Source organism: Allobosea sp., assembly GCF_030694325.1.
GTDB lineage: Bacteria > Pseudomonadota > Alphaproteobacteria > Rhizobiales > Beijerinckiaceae > Allobosea.
In genome coordinates, this window is the sequence record NZ_JAUXYO010000143.1 from 1 (window position 1) to 24,097 (window position 24,097).

Consider the following 24,097-nt stretch of genomic DNA (forward strand, 5'->3'; position numbering starts at 1 on the left):
CATCGCCAAGAGACAATTGCGAGGAACGCAGTGACGAAGCAATCCAGGGGCGCCGAAACCGACGGGCTGGATTGCTTCGCTGCGCTCGCAATGACGGCTCAGCGCAAGCCCGTTCAGCCCGGCCCGGCGCCCTGCGTGCCCAGATAGAGCGCGTAGATCGACTGGCTCGCCGCCATGAAGAGCCGGTTCCGCTTCGGCCCGCCGAAGCAGATATTGCCGCAGACCTCCGGCAAGCGGATGCTGCCGATCAGCTTGCCGGCGGGGTTGAAGACGTTGACGCCGTTGTAGCCGACATTGCGCCCGGCATTGGACGAGGCCCAGAGATTGCCCTCGACATCGCAGCGTAAGCCGTCGGGCCCGCAATTCACGCCGTCGAACATGCAGTCCGAGAAGACGCGGCCATTGCTGAGCTTGTTATCGGCGCCGACATCGAAGACGTGGATGTCGCCCTTGCCGCCCGGCCCGGTATCGCCCGGTCCCTTGCCGGTCGAGGCGATGTAGAGCCGCTTGAAGTCGGGCGAGAAGCACAGGCCGTTGGGGTCCGGAACCTGAGCCTCCGGCACGACGAGTTCGACGCGCCCGCTCGGGTCGATGCGATAGGTGTTGGTCGGCAGCTCCCGTTTGGCGAGCCCGATGCCCGGCGGCTGGCCGAGGCGGGGATTGATCTTGCCGCTCACATTGCTCGGGCCACCGGGAGCGTCGGGCGCGCCCTCGTAGAGCTGGCCGCCATAGGGCGGATCGGTGAACCAGTAGCTGCCATCCGGGTGGGCGACGATGTCGTTGGGCGAGTTTAGCTTCTTGCCCTCGAACGAGTCGGCCAGCACCGTTGCCGAGCCGTCGAGTTCATAGCGCACGACCCGCCGGTTCAGATGCTCGCAGGAGAGCTGCCGGCCCTGGAAGTCGAAGCTGTTGCCGTTGCTGTTGCCCGAGGGCGCGCGGAAGACGCTGACATGGCCGTCATCCTCGATCCAGCGCATCTGGCGGTTGCGCGGGATGTCGCTCCAGACGAGGTATTGGCCCTGGGCATTCCAGGCCGGCCCCTCGACCCAGAGGCCGCCGGTCCAGATCCGCTGGATCGCGGCATTGGGCTGGGCCAGCCCGTTGAATGAGGGGTCCACCGCGATCACGTCCGGGTCCCAGAAATAGGTCGTCGGGGCGCCCTGGCGGCTGAAGTCGCGTGGTGGGGTGGTGACGGTGGTCGGTGGCGACGGCCGGTTCGCGCCGGATTGGGCGAAGGCCGGTCCGGCCGTGGCGGCCAGCGCCCCGAGCCCCGCGGCGTGGATCAGGCGGCGCCGCGACAGGGTCGCCGCTTGCGGCTCGGTGGGATCATGGTCGTGAACAGTAGGGTCTGTCATCGCTTTATCCTCCCAGATGATGGTTGTGGTCCGGCCCGGTGCCGGCCTTGATCTCGTCTCGTCGGTCTCCTCGTTCTCGATCGCCCGTGATGGACGCTCCGAGATCATCAGCCTCTCGGATCGGGGTCGAGCGGCGGCGGCGTGGGGTCCGCCGTGCAGGGCGAGCATGCGGGGAGGCCCGGCGCGGCACCCGTCTTGCTGGGCTCAGGCCGTTTCCCGGCCCCTCGCGACGGAGCCGGTGCATATCGACCCCGCCCTGTCGCGCTTGCTCCGGCGCCTGAAATCCCCCACAGCAGCCTCCCATCCTGTCGGAACGCTGTCATGCTTGCTGGAATTCCCGTCGGCGACCTCGTCTTCCTCGCCATCTCGCTGGTCGCGGCCGGTGCCGTCACCGGTCTGCTGGCGGGCGTCTTCGGCGTCGGCGGCGGCGCGGTCATCGTGCCGATCCTCTACGAGGTCTTCCGCGTCATCGGCGTACCCGAGGATGTCCGCATGCCGCTCTGCGTAGGCACCTCGCTGGCCGTCATCATCCCGACCTCGATCCGCTCCTTCAATGCCCACCGCGCCAAGGGCATGGTCGACATGTCGATCCTGAAGATCTGGGCGGTCCCCGTCGTGCTCGGCGTCATCGCCGGCAGCTACATCGCCCGCTTCGCGCCCGCCGACCTGTTCAAGATCATCTTCGTCGTCGTCGCGATCTTCAGCGCGCTGCGCCTGCTCTTCGCCTCGGACCGCTGGCAGCTCGGGACGGAGATGCCCGGCCGCGTGCTGATGACGATCTATGGCGGCGTCATCGGCGTGCTCTCGGCGCTGATGGGCATCGGCGGCGGGCAGCTCTCGAGCCTGTTCATGACCTTTTATGGTCGCCCGATCCACCAGGCGGTGGCGACCTCCTCGGGCCTCGGCGTGCTGATCTCGATCCCTGGTGCGCTCGGCTTCATCTATGCCGGCTGGCCGAAAATGGACGTGCTGCCGCCGCTCTCGCTCGGCTATGTCTCGCTGATCGGCTTCATCCTGTTCATCCCGACCTCGATCTGGACGGCGCCGATCGGCGCGCGCCTCGCGCACCGGCTCTCGAAGCGCAAGCTCGAGGTCGTCTTCGGCCTGTTCCTGCTGCTGGTTGCGGCCCGCTTCATCTGGTCGCTGGTGGTCTGACAGACCACACGCTGACGCCGTGCCTCAGGCCTTGCGGCTTGTCTGCTCCGCCAGCCGCGCCATGATCGCGCGGCGCTCCGCCTCGCTCAGGCTGCTCCAGCGCCCGATCTCGTCGAGCGAGCGGCCGCAGCCGAGGCAGTGCCGGGTCGTCGGATCGAGCTGGCAGAGCTTGACGCAGGGCGAGGAGATCGCAGTCACGGCAGGCCAGCTCCCAGCATCAGCGCAAACCCCAGATAGAGCACGATCTCGTCGAGCTGCTGCGTCGCACCGGCGATGTCGCCGGTCTGGCCGCCGATCAGCCGCCGGCACTGGCGCCTGACGAGAAGCGCGTTGAGGGCGAGCAGCATAAGCCCGAGCCCGAGCCCCGCGAGCGGCAGTCGAAACGTCAGCGCGAGCCCGCCCGCGAGCAGAAGGCCGATGCCGGAGGCCAGCCAGGCCGTCCGCAGGCTCGGCCGCCCGACCGCCGCCGAGGCGCCCGCCGCTCGGGCTGGCGCCATCCCGGCGAGCAGATGCAGGCCCGACAGACGCGACAGCACGGCCACGACGACGAATGCACCCGCCGCCGGCAATGGCCCGGCCCGGTCGAGGATCAGCGCCAGCGCGAAGACGCGTAGCAGCAGCGCCAGAGCCATCGCCAGCGCGCCATAGCTGCCCAGCCGGCTGTCCTTCATGATCTCCAGCCGGCGCTCGGGCGTGCGCCCGCCGAAGAGCCCGTCGGCACTGTCGGCGAGGCCATCCTCATGCAGCGCGCCCGTCGTCACTGCCAGCGTCGCGACGGCGAGCGTAGCCGAGAGCAGCCCGCCGAACCCGGCGCCGCCCGCTGCGACCAGGACGAGCGCGCCCGGCAGGGCGATGACCAGCGCCGCGAAGGGCAGGGCGCGCGGGACGGTGCGGAAATCGGGCGCGGCATGGGGATCCGCCTCGCCGGGCAGGGCCGGGATCGGCAGGCGCGAATAGAACCGGACGCAGATCGCGGTCGCGACGATCCAGCCCGGCCAGACCGGCGCGGCGCCCACCGGCGGCAGCGGCGCGGCCTGCGGCGGCGCGGCATCCCTGTCCTCGATTGTCTTCATCCGCTGCAGCCTATAGCAGCAGCGGCAACCGCGCGGCCATCGCTCAAGCGCCGCCGCCCGTCCTTAGCCACAGAGTCCGCCATGGCCGCTTCTGGATTGCCCTTCGACGACATCCGCGAATTGATCGCTGCGATGCCCGGCCCCGACATGGCCGCGACCAACATGGTCCGCGCCAGGGACAGGGAGCTGACCAAGCCCGCGGGCAGCCTCGGCCGCATGGAGGAGATCGCCGAATGGCTCGCCGCCTGGCAGGGCAAGGGCAAGCCAAGTGTAGACCGTCCGCTGGTCTGCGTCTTCGCCGGCAATCACGGCGTGGTGGCGCAGGGCGTCTCGGCCTATCCGCAGGCGGTGACGCGCCAGATGCTGGAGAATTTCGCCGCGGGCGGCGCGGCGATCAACCAGATCTGCGCCGCCTTCGATCTCGGCTTCAAGGTCTTCGATCTCGCCCTCGACCTGCCGACAGGAGATTTCACGCAAGGTGACGCGCTCGACGAGCGCGCCTGCGTCGCCACCATGGCCTTCGGCATGGAGGCGCTGGTCGGCGGCACGGATCTGCTCTGCCTCGGCGAAATGGGCATCGGCAACACCACCTCGGCGGCGGCGATCTATGCCGCGCTGTATGGCGGGGATGCCGCTTTCTGGTGCGGCCGCGGCACGGGGCTGGACGATGACGGCCTGAAGCGCAAGATCGGCGCGGTCGAGGCCGGCATCGCGCTCCACCGCGCCCATCTCAAGGACCCGCTGGAGGTGCTGCGTCGGCTCGGCGGGCGCGAGGTCGCGGCGATCTGCGGCGCCATCATCGCCGCCCGCTCGCAGCGGATTCCCGTGATCCTCGACGGCTATGTCGTCACCGCCGCCGCCGCGATCCTGCACGCGATCGAGCCGTCCACGATCGACCATTGCATCGCTGGCCATCTCTCGGCCGAGGGCGCCCATGCGCAGGTGTTGGCGAGGCTGGGCAAGGCGCCGCTGCTGGCACTCGACATGCGGCTGGGCGAAGGTTCGGGCGCCGCTCTCGCCGCCAGCCTCGTCAAGGCGGCCGCCGCGATCCACAACGGCATGGCGACCTTCGCGCAGGCGGGCGTGGCAGGGAAGGACTAGCGCGGCGCCGTTTATGTAAGCGGCATGTGGAGGCTGGGAAAGGTATAATTTCTATACTATATTAGCCTATGCCATTCGAGTTCGACCCTCTCAAAAGCGCGGCCAACTTGGCCAAGCACGGGATCGATTTCCAACAGGCACAGGCTCTTTGGGAGGATGCGCGTCTGCTGGAAGCGCCTGCCCGGACCGAGGGCGAACCGCGCTTCATGGCAGTGGGAATGATCGGCCAAAAGCATTGGTCAGCGATTTATGTCTATCGCGGCGATCGGGTGCGGATCATCTCGGTGCGGCGCGCTCGAAGCGAGGAGATCGAATACTATGAAAACGGGTGATTTCGATCAGGCTTTCGATGCCGGGCAGTCTGTTGAGGACGAGATCGACTGGACCAAGGCGCGGCGTCCCAACATCGAGACGAAGCGCGTGAATGTCGATTTTCCGAGTTGGGTCGTCCAAGGCCTGGACCGTCAGGCGCAGCATCTCGGCGTGACCCGGCAGTCGCTGATCAAGCTCTGGATTGCGGAGCGACTGGGCAAGGCGTGACGGCCGGCATCAGCGGCGGCTGTCGGCTGCATGTCCGGCGAAGCGACCGCGCGAGGATCGCGGTCCTACCCCTCGTAGCTCGTCTTCAGCCCCGCGCGCTCGGCGTGGCGCTCCTGCGCCAGCTCGACCAGCCGGGTCAGCAGCACGGGGTAGGGCATGCCCGACGCTTCCATCATCTTGGGGTACATGCTGATCGCCGTGAAGCCCGGCAGCGTGTTGATCTCGTTGAAGAAGAAGGCCCCGCTCTGGCGGTCGAGGAAGAAGTCGACGCGCGCCAGCCCGCTACAGTCGAGCGCGACGAAGGCGTCGATCGCCAGTTGCCGCACACGAGCCATCTGCGCCTCGTCGAGCCTGGCCGGCAGGTCGACGCTGGCGCCGTCCTGGTCGATGTATTTCGCCTCGTAGGAGTAGAATTCGTGCTGCGGGCCGGCATTGAGCTCGCTGGCGACGCTCGCCACCGGCGGCTCGCCATCGAGCACAGCGACCTCGATCTCGCGGGCGTCGATGCCCTGCTCGATCAGCACCTTGAGATCGTAGTCGAAGGCGTCCGCCAGTGCGCCGTCGAGATCCTCCCAGCGCTTCACTTTGTGCACGCCGACGCTGGAGCCCATGTTGCAGGGCTTGACGAAGACCGGCAGCGTCAGTCCGGCGCGGGCGGCTTGCGTGGCGGCGGCAGGGTCCCGGCGATAGTCGCGCCGCGCCACCGCGAAATAGGGCGCGACGGGAAGGCCCGCCAGCGCCGCCAGCCGCTTCGCGATGTCCTTGTGCATCGACACAGCCGAGCCGAGCACGCCCGAGCCGACATAGGCCGCGCCCGCCAGTTCGAGCAGGCCCTGCAGCGAGCCGTCCTCGCAGAGCGGGCCATGGATCACCGGGAAGACGACATCCACCGGCGCGATCGCAGCGGCATCGGCAGCGCTCGGCAGGATCGCGGTGCGCCCATCGGCCAGAGGCTCGAAGCGGATCGCGGGGCTTTCGCTGGGAATCGGCAGGCTCTCGGTGTTGGCGGCCTCGATCCGGCGCAGATCATGGCACTGCCAGCGGCCCTCCTTGTCGATGCTGACCGGCACCGGCTCGAAGCGCTCGCGATCCAGATAGCGCAGCACGGACGCCGCCGACTTCAGCGACACCTCGTGCTCGCCCGATTTCCCGCCATAGAGCACGGCGACGCGCGTTTTCCGGTTCATGATCGAGAGGTCCGAGAGGTTGGGAGGAAACGGGGAGCGCGGGGCAGGATAATGGATGTCTTCGACAGCTGTGGCACGATTCGGGCAGCGTTCAGGCGGCGCGCGTCTCCGGCTCCGGCAGGGCCGCGAGCGTATCCATCACCCGTACCGGTGGCAGCGTGACGGTCACCTCGGTTCCGGCACGCGGTTTCGACTTCAGGCTGAAGCCGCCGCCATGCAGGTCGATCAGGCCCTTGACGATCGGCAGACCGAGGCCCGAGCCCTGTTCGGCCGTCTTGATCGCCAGCGAGCCGCGCCCGAAGGTCTGCAGCACGATCGGGATTTCGTCCTCGGGGATGCCGGGGCCGGTATCGGCGATGGAGACATACTGCCCGCCATTGGCGGTCCAGCCGACCTTGATGGTGATCTCGCCGCCGGGCGGGGTGAATTTGATCGCGTTCGAGAGGATGTTGAGCACGACCTGGCGGATCGCGCGCTCATCGGCCCAGACCTTCGGCAGGTCGGGCTCGACCGCCTCGCGGATCGTCTGGCTCTTCGCCTTGGCTCGCAGGTTCAGCATGTGGCGGCAATCATCGGCAATGTCGGCCAGGGACAGCGCCTCCTCGTGCAGCTCGTATTTCCCCGACTCGATGCGCGACAGGTCGAGGATTTCGTTGATCAGTTCGAGCAGATGCTGGCCGGAACTGTGGATGTCGCCCGAGTACTCCTTGTAGGCGGCATTGGCGTGCCCGCCGAAGACCTCGTTCTTCATCACCTCGGAGAAACCAAGGATGGCGTTCAGCGGCGTACGCAGCTCGTGGCTCATCGTCGCCAGGAAGCGCGACTTGGCGAGATTGGCCTCTTCCGCCTTGCGCCGGGCCTCGTCCGAATTGGCATTGGCCGTTTCGAGCTCGGCAATCAGCGCGTCCTTCTCGGCGCGGAAGGCGATGGTCGCCACCGAACTGACATAGAGCCGGTTGGCGAGGAAGACGAAGAAGAACTGCGCCGCCGCGGCCATGACGGCCGTCGTCAGGCTGTCCATGTCCGTGCGCCCCCAGAAATAGGCGGCGATGCCGATCATGATCGGCACGATCCCGGCATAGACCGCCATGGGGATCGAAGCAGCGAGCATCACCGTCAGCGCGCTGACGATCAGCAGCGTCGTCGTGACGAAAACCTTGGCGCCGGGCGCATCGATCTGCGCGAAGACGAGCAGCATCATCGCCCAGCTGATGCCGTGGAAGCCCTCCGCCAGCGCAAAGGCCCGTCGCCAGGGCCGGATCGGCACCTCGCCCGCGGGCTGCGCCAGGAAGCGCCGGCTCAGCACGACGATGACCATCGTCGCCAGCAGCACCGTGCCGACCCAGGGCGTGACCCGCTCAATGGGCACCCACAGGCAGGCGGCCGCGGCCACGGCCAGCGCCAGGATCAGCGTCCCGACCGAGCCGTTCATGCGGTATTCGGCGAACACCCGCAGCAGCTCGTTGTCGAAGGCGCGCTCGAGCCCGGTCGAGGAGGTCAGCCGCTCGCGCACCGACTTGACCTCGCGGGTGACGAGCTTGCGGCGCGCGACGGCCGTCGGATCCGGCCCGCGCCCGCGCTGCACCTGTTCGGCTGTCACTTCCGGCATGATGGTGCGACGCGGGTCCTCTTCCTGCGCGCGGTCTGCGCGACGGGTCTGCCATCATGGTCGGCAAATCGTTAAGCTCTTCCTGATGACGCGCTTCGGATTCACCCGGTGGAAGAACGGGCCCTTTGGCTGGCGGCGCGTCGGGCGCCCCGTCGACATCGTCGTGGCGCTCGGGATCCTCGGGCTCCTGGCGATCGCCGGCGCGGTTTTGCAGCACCGCCTCGGGCCGGCTCGCACGCTGGTCGGCGTGGCTCGTGCCATCGACGGCGACTCCCTGCGCCTGCTGGGCGAGGAACTGCGGCTCGAGGGCCTCGATGCGCCGGAGGCACGCCAGACATGCAGCGATGCCGGCGGGCGCGAGGTCGCCTGCGGGCGAGCTGCGCGTCGTTCTCTCGAGGCGTTGCTGGCACGCGGGCTCGTCACCTGCGAGATCGGCAGGATCGACCGCTATGGCCGCGGCCTCGCGCGCTGTCGGCAGGGCGAGACCGACATCAACGCCACGCTGGTGCGGGAGGGGCAGGCGGTCGCCTATGGCGGCTACCGTGCCGAGGAGGGCGAGGCAAAGGCCGCCGGTCGCGGCATCTGGGCGCTTCGTTTCGAGCGGCCGGAGACCTGGCGGCGCAGCCATGCGCGCTGATGCGGGGCGCCGATGCCACACAACCATCACGAAGCGCCTCGAAAGGATTGACCACCCGCCCTCCGGCATGATCGGGTCGCGCGGCGATGGGGAGAGGATCTCGATGAAGCTCTATGACGGCGGGCGGGCCCCCAATCCGCGGCGGGTGCGGATCTTCTTCGCCGAGAAGGGCGTGCCGCTGCCCGAACTGGTCCCGGTCGACATCGGCAAGCGCGAGCACAAGAGCGAGGCCTTCACCAGGCTCAACCCCTCCCAGCGCCTGCCCGTGCTGGTGCTGGACGACGGCACCGCGCTCGCCGAAACCGTCGCGATCTGCCGCTACATCGAGAGCCTTCACCCGCAGCCGCCGCTCTTCGGCCGGGATGCGCGCGAGCAGGCGCTGGTCGAGATGTGGAACCGGCGCATCGAACTCGGCCTCTTTTCCGCCGTGGCCGCCATATTCCGCCATTCGCATCCCTCGATGGCGGAGCTCGAGATGCAGGTGCCGGAATGGGCGGAGGCCAATCGCGAGCAGATCGACGACCATCTCTGGCTGCTCGAACTGCAACTCGCCGGCAACCGCTTTCTCTGCGGCGAGGACCTGACGGTCGCCGACATCACCGCCGGCATCGCGATCGACTTCATGAAGCCTTCCCGCATTCCGCTGCCGGAGGATTTCGTCCAGATCCGGCGCTGGCATGCCGAGCTGTCGGCGCGGCCGAGTTGGAAGGCGTGATGCGCGCTGCGCTCCTCCTGCTCGGCGTCCTGGTCGCGCTGCCGCTATCCGCGGCGGCGGTGGAGCGTCTCGACGGTGAGGCGATCCGGCGGGCCTTCGAGGGCAATACCGTCAGCGGCCGCTACACCAATGGTGGCTTCTTCACCGAGTTCCACGACCCCGATGGCCGGGCGCTCGGCCATAATGGCTGGCAGCCCAACCGCGACGCCTGCTGGACGACGCGCGCCGATCAGGTCTGCTACTATTACGGCCCGCAGAGCGACCGCACGGTCCATTGCTTCACCGTCGAGCTGAACCGCGATCTCTATATCCTGCGCAATGCCGGAAACGGCCAGATCAATGCCCTTGCCTCCGTCGAACTCGGGAATCCCCGCAAGCACGGCGACCATGGCGAGCCCTGGTATTGTGATGGCCTCATCTCCAAGGCGCCCGAGGTCCCGATGACGCGGCGGCGTCTGGCGGCGCGCTGATGCGGCTGCGGGCCGCGGTTGCCGTCCTCGTCGCGATGGTGGCGGCCTCGGGCCCGGCCGGCTCGGCCGAGCGGCTCGACGGCGCGGCGATCCGCCGGGCTTTCGAGGGCAACACCGTGGCCGGGCGCTATGCCGGGACCAACCGTCCCTTCAGCGAGCATCACCACCCCGATGGTCGCGCCACCGGCCACAACCGCGGCGTTCCCAACACCGACGCCTGCTGGACCACGACGTCGGATGCCGTCTGCTACTATTACGGTCCGCAGGAGAAGCGCCGGACCTACTGCTTCACCGTCGAGCGCAGCGGGGCGCTCTATGTCCTGCGCAATCGCCCGAGCGGCCAGATCAACGCCATGGCGACGGTCGAGGCCGGGTATCCCGAAAGCTGGAGCCGGGCGCCCGCGAGCTGGACCTGCGACGGGCTCCTGTCGCGGGCACCGGGCAGCGCGCACTGGGCGAGGCGATGACGGGAGGCGACGGGCTCGAGGCGCTGCTGGCCGAGCTGAGGGCCTGCCGCATCTGCCGTGACGCGCCCTTGCGCGGGCCGCCGCTGCCGCATGAGCCGCGTCCGGTCATCCAGGCCTCCGCCACGGCGCGGCTGTGCATCGCCGGACAGGCGCCCGGCACGCGCGTCCACGCCAGTGGCCAACCCTTCACCGACCCCTCGGGCGTGCGCCTGCGCGGCTGGCTGGGGCTCGACGAGAGCCGCTTCTACGATGCAGCCAAGGTCGCGATCGTGCCGATGGGGCACTGCTTTCCGGGGCTGGACGCCAAGGGCGGCGATAGGCCGCCGCGGTCCGAATGCGCGCCGGTCTGGAGAGAGCGCATCTTCGCGGCGCTGCCGGCGGTGAAACTCGTTCTCGCCATCGGGCGCTATGCGCAGCTCTGGCACCTGCGCGAGGCGGCGGCGGGAACGCTGTCGGAGACGGTGGCGAACTGGCGCACGATCTGGGACCGTCCGGAGCGCCCGCGCATCCTGCCGCTGCCGCATCCATCCTGGCGCAACAACGCCTGGCTCAGGCGCAATCCCTGGTTCGAGACCGAATTCGTGCCGGTGCTGCGCCTTGAGGTGGCGCGCCTGGTCGGCTGAGGCCTGCCGCGTCAGCGATAGATGTACGAGCCCGAATCGAGCCCGCGGTCGAGCTGTCCCCGCATCCGGACGACGGTGCGGACTTCGCCCAGGCTCGAAGGGCCGCGGCCTTCGAGCTGGACCAGCGCCCCGGTCGAGGTCCCGTAGCCGTTGCGCGAACTCTTGCCGACATCGACGCGGACCGAACCGCCGGCCCGCACGCAGAAGGAGGAGCCGTCGACCCTGACGAAGCCCGGGCCGTATTCGGGGCAGGGACGCATGGGCCGGGCATCGGCGCGCGCAGGTTTCGCGTGCTCCTTGCCGGCACCACGGCCCGGAATGGGCTCGCCGATCGACTGGGCATGCGCGCCGGTCGTGACCAGCAGGACGGCGAAGGCGAAACTGGCGATGCGCAGCATGGAAGACTGTCCGATCGTGGCCCGATGCGACCTTGTCCGAACAAGGCGGCGCAGATGTGGCGGACCGATCCTAGGCCAAGGCCGCCGAACCGAAAACCCCGGCCTCGCGGCCGGGGTATGGGGTAGTTGGGCCGCGATGCGGCCGGTCGCTCCTTGTCAGAGCTGATTGGCCGCGCGCGCGCGGATCATGAAATTGTCGAAAGTGTATTCCGCGATCTGGAACCAGAGATATTCGTCGTTCCGGAAGGCCGCCATCGCGTCGTAGACCTTCTTGAAGTCGGGGTTCTTGGCCGAGGTTTCGGCATAGACCTCCTTCGACGCCTTGAGGCAGGCCTCAAGGATTTCCTGCGAGAACGGCCGCAACTGGGCGCCGGCACCAACGAGCCGCTTCAGGGCGGCAGGGTTGCGGGCATCGTACTTGGCGAGCATGTCGACATTCGCGAGGCCCGCCGCCGTGGTCAGCACGGATTTGTAGATCTTCGGCAGCGCCTCCCACTTCGCCGTGTTGAGGAAGAAGTGCAGGGCGGCCCCGCCTTCCCACCAGCCCGGGTAATAGTAGAACGGCGCGACCTTGTTGAAACCGAGCTTCTCGTCATCGGCGGGCCCGACCCATTCGGCTGCGTCGATCGTGCCTTTTTCCAGCGCCGGATAGATGTCGCCGCCGGCGATCTGCTGGGGCACGACGCCGAGCTTGGACAGGACCTGCCCGGCGAAGCCGCCGATGCGCATCTTCACGCCCTGCAGATCGCCGACCGTCTTGATCTCCTTGCGGAACCAGCCGCCCATCTGGCAGCCGGTATTGCCGCCCGGCAGAGCGTAGATGTTGTGCTTCTTGTAGAATTCGTTGAGCACTTCGCTGCCGCCGCCGTGATAGAACCAGGCGTTCTGCTGGCGGCTGTTCAGGCCGAACGGGACCGCCGTGCCGAAGGCGAAGGTCGGATCCTTGCCGACATAGTAGTAGGACGCGGTGTGGCACATCTCGACCGTGCCGTTGGTCACGGCATCCGCCGCCTGCAGACCCGGCACGATTTCGCCTGCCGCGAAGACCTGGATCTGGAACTTTCCGTCGGTCGCTTCCGAGACGGCCTTCGACAACACCTCGGACGCGCCGTAGATCGTGTCCAGCGACTTGGGGAAGGACGAGGTCACCCGCCACCGGACCTCCGGCATGGCCTGCGCGATAGCCGGGCTCGCGATCGCGCCTGCGGTGGCCCCGGCCCCGGCGACCTTCAGAAAGTGACGACGCTTCATCCTGTTCTCCTCCCCTGGAGCGGTTCCGTGCGCCTGCTTGTGCAGGTCATCACGATCCCGTCAGCAAATCAGGTCTGCGCGACAACGCAAGCGGAAAATGCATGCATCTCATGCGTCAGGATCATGATTGCCGCTGCGGAAGGAGTCGAGGCCGCAAGGAATGCAGATCGTCGCCGGCGGACGGGTCGTCCCTCGTGCCCCGGACGAAAAAAGCCCGGCCGGAGCCGGGCTTTCGAGCAAATCGCCGGTGCGGACGCAGCATGCGTCCGCGGGAACGGGGTCAGCGGGCGCGAGAACGCACCTGGAAGACGTCGAAGCTGAGCTCCGCCACCTGCCACCAGAGATACTGGTCGCCGCGGAAGGTGGCCATCGCATCGATCGCCTTCTTGAAATCGGGGTTCTTGGCCGAGATCTCGCTGTAGAGCTCGTTCGAAGCCTTGAGGCAGGCCTCAAGGATTTCCTGCGAGAAAGGGCGCAGCTGCGTGCCGGCACCGACCAGGCGCTTCAGAGCCGCCGGGTTCTGCATGTCGTACTTGGCCGCCATCTGGGTGTTGGCATAGGTGCAGGCGGCGGTCAGCGCGGCCTGATAGGCCTTCGGCAGCGCGTTCCACTTCTCCAGATTGACGAAGGCATGGACGCAGGGACCGCCCTCCCAGAAGCCCGGGTAATAGTAGAACGGCGCGACCTTGGAGAAGCCGAGCTTCTCGTCGTCATAGGGTCCGACCCACTCGGCGCCGTCGATGGTGCCCTTCTCGAGCGCGGGGTAGATGTCGCCGCCGCCGATCTGCTGCGGCACGACGCCGAGCTTGGCCAGCACCTGGCCGGCGATGCCGCCGATGCGCATCTTCAGGCCCTGGAGATCGGCCGGCGTCTTGATTTCTTTGCGGAACCAGCCGCCCATCTGGGCGCCCGTATTGCCGCAGGGCAGGCCGTAGATGTTGAACTTCTTGTAGAACTCGTTGAACAGGTCGTTGCCGCCGCCCTGGAACAGCCAGGCGTTCTGGCCGCGCGCGTTGAGGCCGAACGGCACGGACGCCGCCACCGCGAAGGTCGGGTCCTTGCCGACATAGTAATAGGACACGGTATGGCACATCTCGACGGTGCCGTTGGTCACGGCGTCGGCCGCCTGCAGCGCAGGGACGATTTCGCCGGCCGCGAAGACCTGGATCTGGAACTTCCCGTCGGTCAGCTCGGAGACCATCTTGGCCATGACCTCGGCGCCGCCATAGATCGTGTCGAGCGACTTCGGGAAGGAAGAGGCCAGACGCCACTTCACCTCGGGATTTGCCTGGGCGACGGCGGGGGAGGCGATCGCCGCGGCGGCGGCGCCAGCGGTGGCGGTCTGGATAAACTGACGGCGCTTCATCTCGGGACATCTCCTCGATTGGGACTCGGCGAGCCGAGTGTCGTGATGGGTGGGAGGCGGTTGGTCCGCCCTCGCCAAGCATTGGGACTTGCTTGGCTTTCTAGATGAAGGCGTCGGGCTTCGCGAGCGTTTTCCGGCAGGCCGCATTCAACTTTCGACTAGGTCGTGCGGCTTGTTTGTCGAGCGTACCCGGAGGTGATTAATGCAGCCGATGCTGGACACCCAACGCCTGCGCCTGCGCCCACCCCAGGCCGATGATCTCGACGCGCTTCATGCCTGGCGCAGCGACCCCGCTGTCGTGCGCTTCGTCGGAGGGCGCACGCTCGATCGCGAGGAGGCCTGGCAGCGCCTGCTGCGCGCGGCCGGCCACTGGTCGCTGTTCGGGCATGGCCTGTTCATGGTCGAGGAGAAGCAGGGCGGTGCCGTGATCGGAGAGGTCGGTCTGTTCTATGGCCGCCGGGGCCTCGGGTCCGATTTCGACGCGGCGCCCGAAATCGGCTGGATCCTCGCCGCCGCGGCCCATGGCAGAGGCTATGCGACCGAGGCGGCGCTGGCGGCGCAAGGCTGGTGTGCCGCGACGCAGGGCGAACGGCGCTGCGTCTGCATGATCGATCCCGCGCACGAAGCCTCCTTCCGGGTCGCCGCCAAGCTCGGATACAAGCGCTATCGATCGACCGATTATCACGGCGGCTCCGTGACGCTGCTCGAACGTCTGCCGGCCTGAGGGCCCGCAAGGGGGAGGGATTATGGACCAGGAGAAGCTTGCCCGGCTGCGGCAGCGTTATGCGGATGCCGGCGGCGCCGACATCCACGATCCCCACTTCGCCAAGGTTGCTGCTGGCCAGTTCCAGGGCGACAAGCGCAAATGGCCGTTCTCCGATGTCGCGACCTTCCTCGGCGCGCCGTATCGCCCGGATGCCCTGGCCGCGCCGGCCCTCGGCGGCCTCGACGTCGCGATCATCGGCCTGCCCATGGATCTCGGCGTCACCAACCGGGCCGGCACGCGGCTCGGGCCCCGCGCCGTCCGTGCCATCGAGCGGATGGGCCCGATGGACCATGTCATGGGCACGGCGCCGCTGACCATGCTGAAGGCGGCCGATATCGGGGACGTGCCCTTCCGCTCGCGCTACTCGCTCGAAAGCTGCCACGAGGACATCGAGGCGACCTTCCGCACCATCGTCGAGGCCGGCGTTTCGCCGCTCGCCGTCGGTGGTGACCATTCGATCACCTATTCGATCCTGAAGGCGGTGGGGGCGAAGAGGCCGGTCGGCATGGTTCATATCGACGCCCATTGCGACACGTCGGGCCCCTATGAGGGCTCGAAGTTCCACCATGGCGGCCCGTTCCGCCAGGCGGTGCTCGACGGCGTGCTAGACCCGGAGCGCGTCATCCAGATCGGCATCCGCGGTGGCGCCGAATATCTCTGGGAGTTCTCCTATGAGAGCGGCATGACCGTGATCCATGCCGACGAGGTCGACGGGCTCGGCCTCGATGCGGTGATCGCGAAGGCCCGCGCCGTCATCGGCGAGGGGCCGACCTATGTCTCCTTCGACGTCGACTCGCTCGATCCCGCCTTCGCGCCCGGCACGGGCACGCCCGAGGTCGGCGGGCTGACGCCTCGCGAGGCGCTCGCAATCCTGCGCGGGCTGAAGGGCGCCGACATCGTCGCCGCCGACGTAGTCGAGATCGCCCCGCAATATGACGCGACCTCGAACACCGCCCATTGCGCGGCACAGGTGCTGTTCACCGAGCTCTGCCTGATCGCCGAGGCGAGGGCGCTGGGGAAGGGGCGGCCGTAGCCGGGGCAGCCAGAGGCGAACAGCGGAAGATCGGCCAAAAGATCGGCCAACGCCCCGACTGGCGGGCCCGATCCTGGTAGGGACGCGTACACAAACGATTGCACTATCATAGGATTTTCCCTTAGAAAAGAAAGGGTCGCGAGCGAAAAGATCGGCCGATGATGTCTTCAGCAACCGAAGCGCCAAGCCGGATCGAGCCTGCTCTGCTCGAAGAGCCGACAGCCGCGATTGCCGATGCGGTGGCCGAGCTTTCAGCCGCCTCGGCGGTGCTGGGGCGTAGCCTGCATTCCCGGACAGCGGCGAACCTGTCCGGCCTCGTTCGCATCATGAACACCTACTACAGCAACCTGATCGAGGGCCACGACACCCGACCCCGCGACATCGAGCGCGCTTTGGCAGGACGGTTCGACGAGGACGAAGGCAGACGCAACCTGCAGATCGAGGCGGCGGCGCATGTCCGCGTTCAAGCCGAAATCGACAGAATGGCAGCGGATCGGACATTGCCCGAGCCCGCCTCCTGCAACTTCATCCTCTGGCTTCATCACGAATTCTACCGTGATGCACCCGATACGATGCTGCACATCGAAGGTGCGGGCCGAAGCTTCGCCATGCAGCCGGGCGAATGGCGCTCGCGTCCCGAGCACGATGTTGAGGTTGGGCGGCACGTTCCTCCGTCGAGCGACCATGTCGCCGACTTCATGCAGCATTTCGAGGTCCGCTTTCGGTTCGATCGTCTCGGCAAGGCTGGCCGCATCATGGCCATGGCAGCGGCCCATCACAGGTTGAACTATATCCACCCATTTCCCGATGGGAACGGCCGTGTCAGCCGCCTGATGAGTCACGCCATGGCGCATTCTGCCGGCATCGGCGCGCATGGGCTGTGGTCTGTCTCGCGTGGGCTCGCGCGTGGCCTTGAGAGCCGCTCCGAATACAAGACGATGATGAGCCATGCCGACATGCCGAGGCAGGGCGACAGGGATGGAAGGGGAAACTTGTCGGAGCGTGCCCTGGCGGAATTCGTGCTCTGGTTCCTGCGCGTCTGCCTGGATCAGGTCACCTTCATGACGGGCCTGTTCGAACTCGATGCACTCGCTCGGCGATTGCGCGTCTATGTCGACCAAAGCGACAGGCTCAAGCCGGAGGCTTCACGCCTGCTGGAGGAAGCATTGTTTCGCGGCGAGTTCGAGCGGGGCGAAGCGGCTAGGATCACCGGTCTGCCCGAACGAACGGCGCGGCGTGTCCTCAACGAGGTTGTGTCGGAAGGCTTGCTCGCCTCGGAGACGCCAAAAGGGTCGGTCTCGCTGCGCTTCCCGGCCGACAGGCTGGAGGTCCTATTCCCGCGGCTCTATCCGCAGACCTGACAGCCGTTGCGCAGAAGCTTCCCTCATGCTTGTCACCCCTTCCGCGCCAGCCAGATGATGTGGCGGGCGCCGGATTTGCCGCGATGGGCCCGCACCATCACCTCTTCGACGGCGAAGCCGGCATGGCGCAGCCGCCCCGTGAAACGGCGGTCGGGGCCCTGCGACCAGACCGCCAGGATGCCGCCGGGGCGCAGTGCCGCCTTGGCGAGGCCGAGCCCGCCATCCTCGTAGAGCCGGTCATTGGCGGCGACCGTCAGCGCCTCCGGCCCGTTGTCGACATCGAGCAGGATCGCGTCATAGCGGCCGGCGCCTTCGGCGATGACGCGGCCGACATCCTGGACCGAGATGGTGACGCGGGGATCGTCGAGGCAGCCGGCGAAGAGTTCCGCCATTGGCCCTTTCGCCCAGTCGACCACAGCGGGGATCAACTCCGACACCGTGATCTCGGTCGCAAGCGGAAAGCTCGCCAGCGCAGCCCGCAGCGTGAAGCCCATGCCGAGCCCGCCGATCAGCACGCGCGGCTGCTTCCGCCCCGCCAGCCGCGTCGCGACCAGCGTGGCAAGCGCTTCCTCCGAGCCGCTGAGGCGGCTGTTCATCAACTCGATCGTGCCGAGCATGATCGAGAACTCGGCGCCGCGGCGCTTCAGCCGCAACTCGCGTCCTGCGGTGCCGGGGAGGGTGGCCGTGTCCAGCAGGGTCCAGGGGATCACGGGCTCGTCTCGAAGCGGGAGGGCTCCCGGTCGGGAGGATCGAGGCTGGGTAGGAGACAATGCGGCCGCCGTCCAGAGCCGGGCCCACCGTTCATGCGCTGGCGGAATGGCCACTTGGCCTTCGCCGGGTTGCTCTGCCGCCGACCGCATGGCTATGGCATGATGCTGCAACGCAGCGTGAATGCTGCATCGCCGTGAGCCGTACGACGACGCCATGACCTGCGCCACCGAAACCCGCTCGCCTTTGTCGGCCGCCCCACGCGAGGCGGGCGGAGCGCGTCAGCATCATGCCGGCCTGGTCATGCTCGCTCTGGCGATGGGCGGCTTCGCGATCGGCACCACCGAATTCGCGGTGATGAGCCTCCTGCCGTATTTTTCCGTCGGGCTCGGCGTCGACGAGCCGATGGCGGGCCATGTCATCAGCGCCTATGCGCTCGGCGTCGTGGTCGGCGCACCTGTGATCGCGGTGCTGGCGGCGAAGATCCCCCGCCGGACGCTGCTGATCGGCCTGATGGCGGTCTTCGGTGTCGCGAACCTGCTGAGCGCCATGGCGCCGAGCTATGGCTGGATGCTGGTTTTCCGCTTCCTGAGCGGCCTGCCGCACGGCGCCTATTTCGGCGTGGCGGCTCTCGTCGCGGCCTCGATCGCGCCGCCCAACCGCCGCGCCCAGGCGGTCGCGCGGGTCATGCTCGGCCTGACGGTCGCGACCATCGTCGGCGTGCCGCTGGCCAACGGCATCGGGCAGGCGCTGGGCTGGCGCTGGGGCTTCGGCATCGTCGCGCTGCTGGCGCTCGTGACCATGGCGCTGATCTTCGCCTATGCCCCGCGCGACCGGGTCGTGCCGGGTGCGAGCCCACTGCGGGAACTCGGCGCGCTGCGCCTCCGCCAGGTCTGGCTGACGCTGGCGATCGGCGCGATCGGCTTCGTCGGCATGTTCGCCGTCTACACCTATCTGGCCTCGACGCTGATGGAGGTGACGCGCGTTTCGCCGACCCTCGTGCCGCTCGTGCTCGCCATCTTCGGCCTGGGCCTGACGGCGGGCACGCTCGCCGGCGCCTGGGCGGCGGATCGTGCACTGATGCCCTCGATCGGGGGCATGCTGCTGTGGACCGCGGCCGCGCTCGCTCTGTTTCCCTTTGCGGCCGGCAACCTCGTCGCTGTCTGCGCCGTGGTCTTCCTGATCGGCACCAGCGGCGGTCTGGGCGCGATGCTGCAGACGCGGTTGATGGATGTTGCCGGCGAAGCGCAGACGCTGGCCGCGGCGCTCAATCACTCTGCGTTCAACATGGCGAATGCGCTCGGACCCTGGCTCGGCGGCCTTGCCATTGCGGCGGGGTATGGCTGGACCTCGACCGGCTGGGTGGGCACCTTCCTTGCGCTTGCCGGATTTCTGATCTGGGCCGTGGCTATGCTCGACGAGCGGGCCCGTACCGCGCGCTAGACGCCGGTTTCCGCCCGGCGCACCGCGACAGTCCGGCCAGCCTGTCGCATAATTCGGCGCGCCGGCCCAGAAAAGCTGCGTGGGCCCACTTGCGGCCGACCGGCACCATCGCCCAATCTGTGAGCAGAGCCGGCAATGGGACTGCGAGAACCGGCCGGACGAACCCTGTGGGAGGCATCATGAACGGTTTCGCCAAAGTCTTCGCCGCGGCCCTGCTGACGGTCGTCGGTGCCACCGGCGCGATGGCGCAGGCCAAGGAGTGGAAGGAAGTCCGGATCGGCACCGAAGGCGCCTATCCGCCCTTCAACAACCTCAACGCGAAGAAGGAACTCGAGGGCTTCGAGATCGACTATGGCAACCTGCTCTGCGAGCGGATGAAGGTGAAGTGCACCTGGGTCGTGCAGGACTGGGACGGCATCATCCCGGCGCTGCTCTCCAACAAATACGACATCATCATCGCCGGCATGAACGCCACCGACGAGCGCAAGAAGCGCGTCGACTTCACCTCGGTCTATACCAAGACGCCGATCTGGATCATCGGCCCGAAGACGACGACATCGACGGATTTCTCGCCCGCCGCCCTGAAGGGCAAGGCGATCGGCGTCCAGGGCTCGACCATCCACACCAACTACGCCGAGAAATACTACAAGGACTCCACCATCCGTCCCTATCCGACCCAGGAAGAGGCCAATCTCGACCTGATCAACGGCCGCCTCGACTATGTCATCGCGGATTCGCTGGCGCTCGAGGATTTCCTCGCCGGCAAGGGCAAGGACTGCTGCAAGAAGATCGGCGACATCACCCGCGATCCCACGATCCACGGCCCCGGCGTCGGTGGCGCCGTCCGCAAGGACGACACCGCGCTGAAGGCGATGTTCGACAAGGCCATCGCCGAGACGATCGCCGACGGCTCGCACAAGAAGATCGCCGACAAGTACTTCAAGATCCCGATCCTCTGATCGGTTCGGCATTCGCGGCCGGCGCGGCTTCCCCGCGCCGGCGCACGCTTCAAAGGCCCGGCACCCCTCATCGATGTTCGACAAGTTCGCCCTGCTCGGTTTCGGCGATGGCGGCTGGGGCCTCGCCCTGCTGCAGGGCGCGGGCATCACCATCTCGATCGCGCTCGCGACACTGCCTTTCGGCCTTGCGCTCGGTCTCGTCGTCGCGCTCGGGGCCCGCTCTGAGCGCGCCGTCCCCCGGGTGCTGGCGACGGCCTACACGACCGTGTTTCGTGGCGTGCCCGAGCTTTTGACGCTCTACATCATCTATTTCGGTGTCCAGGTGCTGCTGCAGGAGGCCTGGCGCCGGCTCGGCCTGCCGGGCTCCTTCTCGATGCCGCCCTTCGTTGCGGGCATGGTCGCGCTCGGTGTCGTGCTGTCGGCTTTCTCCAGCGAGGTCTGGGTCGGCGCGCTGAACTCGATTCCGAAGGGCCAGCGCGAGGCCGCCGCGGCGCTCGGCCTGACGAAGGGCCAGGCCTTCCGCCTCGTCGTGTTCCCGCAGCTGATCCGCGTCGCGCTGCCCGGGCTGGGCAACAACTGGATGGTGCTGCTGAAGGAGACCTCGCTGGTCTCCGTCATCACCCTGCCGGACATCATGTTCATCACCACCCGCGCCAATGTCGCGACCAAGGAGCCCTTCCTCTTCTTCGGTGCGGCGATGGCGATCTATCTGTTCTTCTCGATGATCTCCGCCTGGGCCATCGGCCGCATGGAAGCGCGCGCCAACCGAGGCATCGCCGCCTTCGGGGGCGCGACGCGATGAGCTGGTGCGAATATCCGGGCTGGCTCGTCGGCAACGAGGTCTTCCAGAATTACGGCTGCCGGATGGCCTCGGGCCTCTGGCTGACACTTCAACTCGTCGCGATCTCGGTGTCGCTGGGCTTCCTGCTCGCGATCGGGCTTGCCGTGGCGCGGCTCTACGGGCCGCGCTGGGCGCAGGCCCTGATCAACGGCTACACCACCTTCTTCCGCGGGACGCCGCTGCTCTGCCAGCTCTTCCTGGTCTATTACGGGCTCGGCCAGTTCCGCCTGTTCTGGACCGATCTCGGCCTCTGGTGGTTTTTCCGAGAGCCGTTCTACTGCGCATTGCTCACCTTCGTGGTCAACACCGCCGCCTATCAGGCCGAGATCCTGCGGGGCGCCATCCAGTCGATCCCGCGCGGCCAGTTCGAAGGCGCGCTGGCGCTCGGCCTGCATCGCTGGTCGAGCCTGCGCCACGTCATCCTGCCGCAGGCGATGATCCTGGCGCTGCGCCCGCTCGGCAATGAGCTGATCGTGATGATCAAGTCGAGCGCGCTCGCCTCGCTGGTGACGCTCTATGACCTGATGGGCGCGACGAGGCTCGCCTTCGCGCGCTCCTTCGACCTGTCGATCTACCTCTACGCGGCGCTGATCTATCTGCTGCTGGTCGAAATCGTCCGCCGCGTCTGGGGCCGGTTGGAGCTGAGGCTGACGCGGCACATGGCGCTGCGCTGACCTTCGTCATTCTCGGGCAGAGCGAAGCGTAGACCCGAGAATCTCGGGAAAGTCGGGCGCGGGGCGGCATCTGGTCACGAGAAGCTCGGGTCGAGCCCCGAGCATGACGCCGCACCTCACGCCGGAAGCGTCAGGACGATGGCCCCGTTGGCGGTCGCGACGACAGTATGCTCGTACTGCACGGTCGGTGCGCGCGGCTCGCCGTAGAGCGTCCAGGGATCGTCGCCGTTCTCGGCCCAGTTCGCCCCCAGCGAGAGGAAGGGCTCGATGGTGAAGACCTGGCCCTTCTGCATCACCCGGCGTTCCGACCGGTCCGGCCAGGTGGCGAGCTCCGTCGGCTCCTCGTGGAGCGAGCGGCCGACGCCGTGGCTCGCGAGATTGCGCACCAGCGTATAGCCGTTCTTCTCGGCGAAGCGGCCGATCGCATGTCCGATCCCGGAGAGCGCCTTGCCGGCGGCGACCTGCCCGATGCCGACCCAGAGCGCGCGCCGCCCGTCGCGGCAGAGTCGCTCGGTCCTGCGCGAGACGGGCGGCACGGCGAGGGACGCGCCGGTATCCGAATAGAAGCCGGCCTTCTCGGCGGAAACGTCGATATTGACGAGGTCGCCGGCCTCGATCCGCCGCGCGCCGGGGATGCCATGGGCGATCTCGTCATTGACGCTGATGCAGGTCGCGCCAGGGAAGTCGTAGGCCAGCTCCGGCGCCGAGCGCGCGCCTTCCCGTTCCAGCAGGGCCCGCCCGATCCGGTCGAGCTCCGCGGTCGTCATGCCGGGCTCGATCGCCTTGCCCATGGCGGCCAGCGTCTGCGCGACGATGCGGCCGATGTCCTGCAGGCTCTTGAGGTCGTCGTCATTGGAGATCGTCATGGGCTCGGTGACTAGCCCTATCGCGGGCCGGTCACAATCGACCCGGCGTCCTCGCCCATATGCGGCGCCCAGCCGCGCGCCTTTGCACAGCGCCGGCCGCAGGCTAAAGCGCTGGAGACAATTCACAAACAGTCAGGCGGAGCGAAACATGGCCAAAGTCGCGTTCATCGGTCTCGGCGTCATGGGCTATCCCATGGCGGGTCACCTCAAGGCCAAGGGCCACGAGGTCACCGTCTACAACCGCAACCCGACGAAGGCTCAAGGATGGGTCTCGCAGCATGCAGGCGTCTCGGCGCCGACGCCCGCCGATGCTGCGAAGGGCCAGGAGATCGTCTTCGCCTGCGTCGGCAACGATGACGACCTGCGCTCGGTGACGCTGGGCGAGCAGGGCGCCTTCGCCGGCATGGAAAAGGGCGCGATCTTCGTCGATCACACCACGGCCTCCGCCAATGTCGCGCGCGAACTTGCCGAGGCAGCCCAGGTCGGTGGCTTCGGCTTCGTCGATGCGCCGGTTTCCGGTGGCCAGGCGGGGGCCGAGAACGGCGTACTCACCGTGATGTGCGGCGGCGAGCCCGAGGTCTACGCCCGCGCCGAGCCGGTGATCGCGGCTTACGCCCGCATGTGCAAGCTGATGGGCCCGGCCGGCTCCGGCCAGCTCACCAAGATGGTCAATCAGATCTGCATCGCCGGCCTCGTCCAGGCCCTCTCCGAGGGTGTCCATTTCGCCAAGCGCGCCGGGCTCGACGTCGAGGCCATGCTGGAGGTGATCTCGAAGGGCGCCGCCGGCTCCTGGCAGATGGACAACCGCGGCAAGACCATGAATGCCGGCAAGTTCGATTTCGGCTTCGCCGTCGACTGGATGCGCAAGGATCTCGCCATCGTGCTGGAGGAGGCGCGTCGGAACGGGGCACAGTTGCCCGTCACCGCGCTGGTCGACCAGTTCTACGCCGAAGTCCAGAAGCTCGGCGGCCGCCGATGGGACACCTCGAGCCTGCTCGCGCGCCTCGAGGAGTGAGCGCCGGCCCGTCGCGTCTCGGCGATGTCAGCCCCGCGCCGCGCGCCGGCCGAGATGGATAGCGGTCATGCCGATGATGGTCAGCAGCCACATCAGCACGACGAGCGAAGGCGGCCAGATCGTCACGACGAGGCTGATCGCCACCGTCATCAGCGCGCTGAAGCCGAGCTGCAGCGCGCCCATCAGCCCGGCGGCCGACCCGGCGAGGTCGGGCCGGGCCGAGAGCGCCTCGGCGGTCGAGCCGGGGATCGTCATGCCGTTGCCGATCGCGTTCACGGCGAGCGGCAGGAACAGCATGACCGGCGACCAGTCCGCCGTCAGTGACAGCGGCACGGCGACCGTCATCGCGAGGGAGGAGATCACCAGCCCGAGATGGACCATGCGCGGCGCGCCGATCTTCATGACCAGCCGCGCCATCGCGTAGTTGCCGACCATGTAGCCGGCCGCGTTCAGGATGAAATAGGCGCCATAGGTGTCGCTGCCG

General features: G+C 67.7%; 28 protein-coding genes. 17 read left to right on the plus strand and 11 right to left on the minus strand.

Annotated features, from left to right (window positions below; genetic code table 11):
• Nucleotides 1–113: 113 nt before the first annotated feature.
• Nucleotides 114–1,355: an SMP-30/gluconolactonase/LRE family protein gene (locus tag Q8M82_RS08570; RefSeq protein WP_305690945.1), complete on the minus strand. Its 1,242-nt coding sequence runs from the start codon at nucleotides 1,353–1,355 to the stop codon at nucleotides 114–116.
• Between the two features lie 321 nt (nucleotides 1,356–1,676).
• Between Q8M82_RS08570 and Q8M82_RS08575 the strand changes: the two genes are divergently transcribed.
• Nucleotides 1,677–2,510, plus strand: a complete 834-nt coding sequence (locus tag Q8M82_RS08575; protein ID WP_305690946.1) for a sulfite exporter TauE/SafE family protein — start codon at nucleotides 1,677–1,679, stop codon at nucleotides 2,508–2,510.
• 24 nt (nucleotides 2,511–2,534) lie between these two features.
• Here the strand turns inward: Q8M82_RS08575 and Q8M82_RS08580 are convergent, their stop codons facing one another.
• Both Q8M82_RS08580 and Q8M82_RS08585 read right to left on the minus strand, forming a co-directional pair.
• Complete coding sequence (locus Q8M82_RS08580) at nucleotides 2,535–2,708, minus strand: DUF1289 domain-containing protein (RefSeq protein ID WP_371126280.1); 174 nt, start codon at nucleotides 2,706–2,708, stop codon at nucleotides 2,535–2,537.
• A complete protein-coding gene (locus Q8M82_RS08585) occupies nucleotides 2,705–3,583 on the minus strand; it encodes an adenosylcobinamide-GDP ribazoletransferase (RefSeq protein ID WP_305690947.1) in 879 nt (292 codons plus the stop codon). The genes Q8M82_RS08580 and Q8M82_RS08585 overlap by 4 nt, the downstream gene beginning before the upstream one ends.
• 81 nt (nucleotides 3,584–3,664) lie before the next feature.
• Here Q8M82_RS08585 and cobT point away from each other — a divergent pair, with 81 nt between their 5' ends.
• From cobT to brnA, 3 genes are all read left to right on the plus strand, one after another.
• Complete coding sequence (gene cobT / locus Q8M82_RS08590) at nucleotides 3,665–4,684, plus strand: nicotinate-nucleotide--dimethylbenzimidazole phosphoribosyltransferase (RefSeq protein ID WP_305690948.1); 1,020 nt, start codon at nucleotides 3,665–3,667, stop codon at nucleotides 4,682–4,684.
• 68 nt (nucleotides 4,685–4,752) lie between these two features.
• The gene (locus tag Q8M82_RS08595; RefSeq protein WP_305690949.1) at nucleotides 4,753–5,016 is read left to right on the plus strand and encodes a BrnT family toxin; all 264 of its coding nucleotides are present in this window, start codon (nucleotides 4,753–4,755) and stop codon (nucleotides 5,014–5,016) included.
• Nucleotides 5,003–5,224: a type II toxin-antitoxin system BrnA family antitoxin gene (gene brnA, locus Q8M82_RS08600; RefSeq protein WP_305690950.1), complete on the plus strand. Its 222-nt coding sequence runs from the start codon at nucleotides 5,003–5,005 to the stop codon at nucleotides 5,222–5,224. Before Q8M82_RS08595 ends, brnA begins: the two co-directional genes overlap by 14 nt.
• Nucleotides 5,225–5,289: 65 nt before the next feature.
• Here the strand turns inward: brnA and Q8M82_RS08605 are convergent, their stop codons facing one another.
• Together Q8M82_RS08605 and Q8M82_RS08610 are read right to left on the minus strand one after the other, a co-directional pair.
• The gene (locus Q8M82_RS08605) at nucleotides 5,290–6,411 is read right to left on the minus strand and encodes a D-alanine--D-alanine ligase family protein (RefSeq protein ID WP_305690951.1); all 1,122 of its coding nucleotides are present in this window, start codon (nucleotides 6,409–6,411) and stop codon (nucleotides 5,290–5,292) included.
• 91 nt (nucleotides 6,412–6,502) lie between these two features.
• A complete protein-coding gene (locus tag Q8M82_RS08610; protein ID WP_305690952.1) occupies nucleotides 6,503–8,020 on the minus strand; it encodes a sensor histidine kinase in 1,518 nt (505 codons plus the stop codon).
• Nucleotides 8,021–8,105: 85 nt separating this feature from the next.
• Between Q8M82_RS08610 and Q8M82_RS08615 the strand changes: the two genes are divergently transcribed.
• The 5 genes from Q8M82_RS08615 (at nucleotide 8,106) to Q8M82_RS08635 (ending at nucleotide 10,932) form a co-directional block, all read left to right on the plus strand.
• Complete coding sequence (locus tag Q8M82_RS08615) at nucleotides 8,106–8,657, plus strand: thermonuclease family protein (protein WP_305690953.1); 552 nt, start codon at nucleotides 8,106–8,108, stop codon at nucleotides 8,655–8,657.
• A gap of 103 nt (nucleotides 8,658–8,760) precedes the next feature.
• Nucleotides 8,761–9,372, plus strand: coding sequence for a glutathione S-transferase family protein (locus Q8M82_RS08620; protein ID WP_305690954.1), 612 nt, complete (start codon nucleotides 8,761–8,763; stop codon nucleotides 9,370–9,372).
• Nucleotides 9,372–9,842 carry a hypothetical protein gene (locus Q8M82_RS08625; RefSeq protein ID WP_305690955.1) on the plus strand — a complete coding sequence of 157 codons (471 nt, stop codon included), beginning with the start codon at nucleotides 9,372–9,374 and terminating at the stop codon, nucleotides 9,840–9,842. Before Q8M82_RS08620 ends, Q8M82_RS08625 begins: the two co-directional genes overlap by 1 nt.
• Entirely contained in the window at nucleotides 9,842–10,309 is a 468-nt protein-coding gene (locus Q8M82_RS08630) for a hypothetical protein (RefSeq protein ID WP_305690956.1), read from the plus strand. Before Q8M82_RS08625 ends, Q8M82_RS08630 begins: the two co-directional genes overlap by 1 nt.
• Complete coding sequence (locus Q8M82_RS08635) at nucleotides 10,306–10,932, plus strand: uracil-DNA glycosylase family protein (protein ID WP_305690957.1); 627 nt, start codon at nucleotides 10,306–10,308, stop codon at nucleotides 10,930–10,932. The genes Q8M82_RS08630 and Q8M82_RS08635 overlap by 4 nt, the downstream gene beginning before the upstream one ends.
• An 11-nt stretch (nucleotides 10,933–10,943) precedes the next feature.
• Here the strand turns inward: Q8M82_RS08635 and Q8M82_RS08640 are convergent, their stop codons facing one another.
• The 3 genes from Q8M82_RS08640 to Q8M82_RS08650 form a co-directional block, all read right to left on the minus strand.
• Entirely contained in the window at nucleotides 10,944–11,330 is a 387-nt protein-coding gene (locus Q8M82_RS08640) for a hypothetical protein (protein WP_305690958.1), read from the minus strand.
• A 156-nt stretch (nucleotides 11,331–11,486) separates the two neighbouring features.
• A complete protein-coding gene (locus Q8M82_RS08645; RefSeq protein WP_305690959.1) occupies nucleotides 11,487–12,581 on the minus strand; it encodes a TRAP transporter substrate-binding protein in 1,095 nt (364 codons plus the stop codon).
• 280 nt (nucleotides 12,582–12,861) lie between these two features.
• Nucleotides 12,862–13,947: a TRAP transporter substrate-binding protein gene (locus Q8M82_RS08650; RefSeq protein ID WP_305690960.1), complete on the minus strand. Its 1,086-nt coding sequence runs from the start codon at nucleotides 13,945–13,947 to the stop codon at nucleotides 12,862–12,864.
• Between the two features lie 202 nt (nucleotides 13,948–14,149).
• On the opposite strand from Q8M82_RS08650, the gene Q8M82_RS08655 reads away from it, so the two are divergent.
• The 3 genes from Q8M82_RS08655 to Q8M82_RS08665 all read left to right on the plus strand — a co-directional run bounded on the left by Q8M82_RS08655 (nucleotide 14,150) and on the right by Q8M82_RS08665 (nucleotide 17,107).
• The gene (locus Q8M82_RS08655; RefSeq protein WP_305690961.1) at nucleotides 14,150–14,671 is read left to right on the plus strand and encodes a GNAT family N-acetyltransferase; all 522 of its coding nucleotides are present in this window, start codon (nucleotides 14,150–14,152) and stop codon (nucleotides 14,669–14,671) included.
• A 22-nt stretch (nucleotides 14,672–14,693) separates the two neighbouring features.
• On the plus strand, nucleotides 14,694–15,746 hold the full coding sequence (gene speB / locus Q8M82_RS08660; RefSeq protein ID WP_371126281.1) for an agmatinase: 1,053 nt from the start codon (nucleotides 14,694–14,696) through the stop codon (nucleotides 15,744–15,746).
• Nucleotides 15,747–15,904: 158 nt separating this feature from the next.
• Nucleotides 15,905–17,107, plus strand: coding sequence for a Fic family protein (locus tag Q8M82_RS08665; protein ID WP_305690962.1), 1,203 nt, complete (start codon nucleotides 15,905–15,907; stop codon nucleotides 17,105–17,107).
• A 32-nt stretch (nucleotides 17,108–17,139) separates the two neighbouring features.
• On the opposite strand, the gene Q8M82_RS08670 is transcribed toward Q8M82_RS08665, so the two are convergent.
• The gene (locus tag Q8M82_RS08670; protein WP_305690963.1) at nucleotides 17,140–17,817 is read right to left on the minus strand and encodes a spermidine synthase; all 678 of its coding nucleotides are present in this window, start codon (nucleotides 17,815–17,817) and stop codon (nucleotides 17,140–17,142) included.
• Between the two features lie 214 nt (nucleotides 17,818–18,031).
• Here Q8M82_RS08670 and Q8M82_RS08675 point away from each other — a divergent pair, with 214 nt between their 5' ends.
• The 4 genes from Q8M82_RS08675 to Q8M82_RS08690 all read left to right on the plus strand — a co-directional run bounded on the left by Q8M82_RS08675 (nucleotide 18,032) and on the right by Q8M82_RS08690 (nucleotide 21,732).
• The gene (locus Q8M82_RS08675; protein ID WP_305690964.1) at nucleotides 18,032–19,258 is read left to right on the plus strand and encodes an MFS transporter; all 1,227 of its coding nucleotides are present in this window, start codon (nucleotides 18,032–18,034) and stop codon (nucleotides 19,256–19,258) included.
• 179 nt (nucleotides 19,259–19,437) lie between these two features.
• The gene (locus Q8M82_RS08680) at nucleotides 19,438–20,217 is read left to right on the plus strand and encodes a transporter substrate-binding domain-containing protein (RefSeq protein WP_305690965.1); all 780 of its coding nucleotides are present in this window, start codon (nucleotides 19,438–19,440) and stop codon (nucleotides 20,215–20,217) included.
• Between the two features lie 73 nt (nucleotides 20,218–20,290).
• Nucleotides 20,291–21,019: an ABC transporter permease gene (locus Q8M82_RS08685; RefSeq protein WP_305690966.1), complete on the plus strand. Its 729-nt coding sequence runs from the start codon at nucleotides 20,291–20,293 to the stop codon at nucleotides 21,017–21,019.
• A complete protein-coding gene (locus tag Q8M82_RS08690) occupies nucleotides 21,016–21,732 on the plus strand; it encodes an ABC transporter permease (RefSeq protein ID WP_305690967.1) in 717 nt (238 codons plus the stop codon). Before Q8M82_RS08685 ends, Q8M82_RS08690 begins: the two co-directional genes overlap by 4 nt.
• A 116-nt stretch (nucleotides 21,733–21,848) precedes the next feature.
• Here the strand turns inward: Q8M82_RS08690 and map are convergent, their stop codons facing one another.
• Entirely contained in the window at nucleotides 21,849–22,598 is a 750-nt protein-coding gene (gene map / locus Q8M82_RS08695; RefSeq protein ID WP_305690968.1) for a type I methionyl aminopeptidase, read from the minus strand.
• Between map and Q8M82_RS08700 the strand changes: the two genes are divergently transcribed.
• Nucleotides 22,597–23,613 (plus strand): NAD(P)-dependent oxidoreductase, encoded by a 1,017-nt coding sequence (locus Q8M82_RS08700; protein ID WP_305690969.1) that lies wholly within the window; start codon nucleotides 22,597–22,599, stop codon nucleotides 23,611–23,613. The genes map and Q8M82_RS08700 overlap by 2 nt on opposite strands.
• 27 nt (nucleotides 23,614–23,640) lie before the next feature.
• Here the strand turns inward: Q8M82_RS08700 and Q8M82_RS08705 are convergent.
• The coding region (locus Q8M82_RS08705) for an MFS transporter (RefSeq protein ID WP_465248074.1) at nucleotides 23,641–24,097 on the minus strand (457 nt) is incomplete at its 5' end.

What these genes read in the sequence shown, in the direction of transcription:
- Q8M82_RS08570 (WP_305690945.1), bottom strand. Translation starts at nt 1,355, where the DNA reads ATGACAGACCCTACTGTTCACGACCATGATCCCACCGAGCCGCAAGCG.
- Q8M82_RS08575 (WP_305690946.1), top strand. Translation starts at nt 1,677, where the DNA reads ATGCTTGCTGGAATTCCCGTCGGCGACCTCGTCTTCCTCGCCATCTCG.
- Q8M82_RS08585 (WP_305690947.1), bottom strand. Translation starts at nt 3,583, where the DNA reads ATGAAGACAATCGAGGACAGGGATGCCGCGCCGCCGCAGGCCGCGCCG.
- cobT (WP_305690948.1), top strand. Translation starts at nt 3,665, where the DNA reads ATGGCCGCTTCTGGATTGCCCTTCGACGACATCCGCGAATTGATCGCT.
- Q8M82_RS08595 (WP_305690949.1), top strand. Translation starts at nt 4,753, where the DNA reads ATGCCATTCGAGTTCGACCCTCTCAAAAGCGCGGCCAACTTGGCCAAG.
- brnA (WP_305690950.1), top strand. Translation starts at nt 5,003, where the DNA reads ATGAAAACGGGTGATTTCGATCAGGCTTTCGATGCCGGGCAGTCTGTT.
- Q8M82_RS08605 (WP_305690951.1), bottom strand. Translation starts at nt 6,411, where the DNA reads ATGAACCGGAAAACGCGCGTCGCCGTGCTCTATGGCGGGAAATCGGGC.
- Q8M82_RS08610 (WP_305690952.1), bottom strand. Translation starts at nt 8,020, where the DNA reads ATGCCGGAAGTGACAGCCGAACAGGTGCAGCGCGGGCGCGGGCCGGAT.
- Q8M82_RS08615 (WP_305690953.1), top strand. Translation starts at nt 8,106, where the DNA reads ATGACGCGCTTCGGATTCACCCGGTGGAAGAACGGGCCCTTTGGCTGG.
- Q8M82_RS08620 (WP_305690954.1), top strand. Translation starts at nt 8,761, where the DNA reads ATGAAGCTCTATGACGGCGGGCGGGCCCCCAATCCGCGGCGGGTGCGG.
- Q8M82_RS08625 (WP_305690955.1), top strand. Translation starts at nt 9,372, where the DNA reads ATGCGCGCTGCGCTCCTCCTGCTCGGCGTCCTGGTCGCGCTGCCGCTA.
- Q8M82_RS08630 (WP_305690956.1), top strand. Translation starts at nt 9,842, where the DNA reads ATGCGGCTGCGGGCCGCGGTTGCCGTCCTCGTCGCGATGGTGGCGGCC.
- Q8M82_RS08635 (WP_305690957.1), top strand. Translation starts at nt 10,306, where the DNA reads ATGACGGGAGGCGACGGGCTCGAGGCGCTGCTGGCCGAGCTGAGGGCC.
- Q8M82_RS08640 (WP_305690958.1), bottom strand. Translation starts at nt 11,330, where the DNA reads ATGCTGCGCATCGCCAGTTTCGCCTTCGCCGTCCTGCTGGTCACGACC.
- Q8M82_RS08645 (WP_305690959.1), bottom strand. Translation starts at nt 12,581, where the DNA reads ATGAAGCGTCGTCACTTTCTGAAGGTCGCCGGGGCCGGGGCCACCGCA.
- Q8M82_RS08650 (WP_305690960.1), bottom strand. Translation starts at nt 13,947, where the DNA reads ATGAAGCGCCGTCAGTTTATCCAGACCGCCACCGCTGGCGCCGCCGCC.
- Q8M82_RS08655 (WP_305690961.1), top strand. Translation starts at nt 14,150, where the DNA reads ATGCAGCCGATGCTGGACACCCAACGCCTGCGCCTGCGCCCACCCCAG.
- speB (WP_371126281.1), top strand. Translation starts at nt 14,694, where the DNA reads ATGGACCAGGAGAAGCTTGCCCGGCTGCGGCAGCGTTATGCGGATGCC.
- Q8M82_RS08665 (WP_305690962.1), top strand. Translation starts at nt 15,905, where the DNA reads ATGATGTCTTCAGCAACCGAAGCGCCAAGCCGGATCGAGCCTGCTCTG.
- Q8M82_RS08675 (WP_305690964.1), top strand. Translation starts at nt 18,032, where the DNA reads ATGACCTGCGCCACCGAAACCCGCTCGCCTTTGTCGGCCGCCCCACGC.
- Q8M82_RS08680 (WP_305690965.1), top strand. Translation starts at nt 19,438, where the DNA reads ATGAACGGTTTCGCCAAAGTCTTCGCCGCGGCCCTGCTGACGGTCGTC.
- Q8M82_RS08685 (WP_305690966.1), top strand. Translation starts at nt 20,291, where the DNA reads ATGTTCGACAAGTTCGCCCTGCTCGGTTTCGGCGATGGCGGCTGGGGC.
- Q8M82_RS08690 (WP_305690967.1), top strand. Translation starts at nt 21,016, where the DNA reads ATGAGCTGGTGCGAATATCCGGGCTGGCTCGTCGGCAACGAGGTCTTC.
- Q8M82_RS08700 (WP_305690969.1), top strand. Translation starts at nt 22,597, where the DNA reads ATGGGCTCGGTGACTAGCCCTATCGCGGGCCGGTCACAATCGACCCGG.
- map (WP_305690968.1), bottom strand. Translation starts at nt 22,598, where the DNA reads ATGACGATCTCCAATGACGACGACCTCAAGAGCCTGCAGGACATCGGC.